General features: G+C 41.9%; 1 pseudogene. It reads left to right on the plus strand.

Going from position 1 to position 1,339, the window contains the following annotated elements:
• Positions 1 to 1,239 (plus strand): annotated as a pseudogene (locus tag BFL01S_RS20250) (IS1182 family transposase); the annotation flags it as partial.
• Positions 1,240 to 1,339 lie beyond the last annotated feature (100 nt).

Raw genomic sequence — 1,339 nt, forward strand, 5'->3', positions numbered from 1 at the left:
TTATTATTGTGAAGACAATGGACGTCCTTCCATTCATCCCATTACGCTATTCAAAATGATGTTTATTGGCTACTTTTATGGCGTTCGTTCCGAACGTCAACTTGCCAAAGAAATTCAAACGAATGTGGCGTATCGATGGTTCTTAGGCTTATCGTTAACGGATGCCGTTCCTCACCATTCGACGATTAGTTTTAATCGCCGAACACGCTTTTTAGATACGACGATTTTTGAAGACATTTTTGATGAAATTGTTCGCCAGGCGATAGAACATCGCATGGTTGGTGGACGTGCTTTAATGACAGACTCGACTCATATCAAAGCGAACGCAAATAAACATAAATATGAAAAACAACCAAAGAAGTCCCGCCGACAAGCGTATATGGAAGAGTTAGAAGCAGCCGTCAACGAAGATCGTCTTGAAAACGGAAAAAAGAACTAAGTCCTCGAAAGGAAGGCGTTGCCTTACAAAAACAAACCCGCATCAGTACAACGGATCCCGATAGTGGTTTTATGATGAGAGATGGAAAGCCAGATGGCTTTCATTATTTAGATCATCGAACGGTGGATGTCAAACATAATATTATTACAGACACCTGTATTACAGCTGGCAATGTGGCTGACTCTGTTCCTTATCTTGACCGCCTTGACATACAAATAAAAAAGTTTCGCTTTTCTGTTGAAGCTGTTGCATTAGATGCCGGGTATTTTACAAGCCATATTTGTAAACGCCTTTCTGAAAAAGGGATTTTTATGGTGATGGGCTATCGGCGTTTTGGATCGTCAAACAAAGACGTGCCAAAACGTCTGTTTCACTACGTACAGGAAAAAGATGTATTCGCTTGTCCAATGGGGTGCATTTTATCGTATGCGACTACCAGTCGCACAGGAGATCGTACATACAAATCAAATCCAAGTGATTGTGCCGTTTGTCCAATGAGAAACGGTTGTTTTTCCGCTTCCCAAAAACAACGCGTGGTGACACGTCACATTTGGGAGAGATTCAAAGAACAAGCGCGTCTAAATAAGCGCACAAAAGCAGGTAAACAACTTTATCGTATGCGTTGCACGACGATTGAGCGTAGCTTTGCCGACGCAAAAGAGCTAAATGGGTATCGATATGCCCGGTATCGAGGGCTGAAGTCTGTCCAGATGCAGGCGTATCTGACGGCAGCTTGTCAAAACATGAAAAAAATCGCCCATTACCTGACCAAAACAGGTCAGGTAATGGGCGATTTTTATGGAAAACGACGATTTATTTGTGAAATGTTTACTTGTTTCACTATAAAAAATGAAAAGAGCCTCAGATTGACGAGAACCTTACAGGTTTCTCGTCAATCTG

The sequence above is a fragment of the Priestia flexa NBRC 15715 genome (genome assembly GCF_001591565.1).
In the GTDB taxonomy this organism is placed as follows: Bacteria; Bacillota; Bacilli; order Bacillales; family Bacillaceae_H; genus Priestia; species Priestia flexa.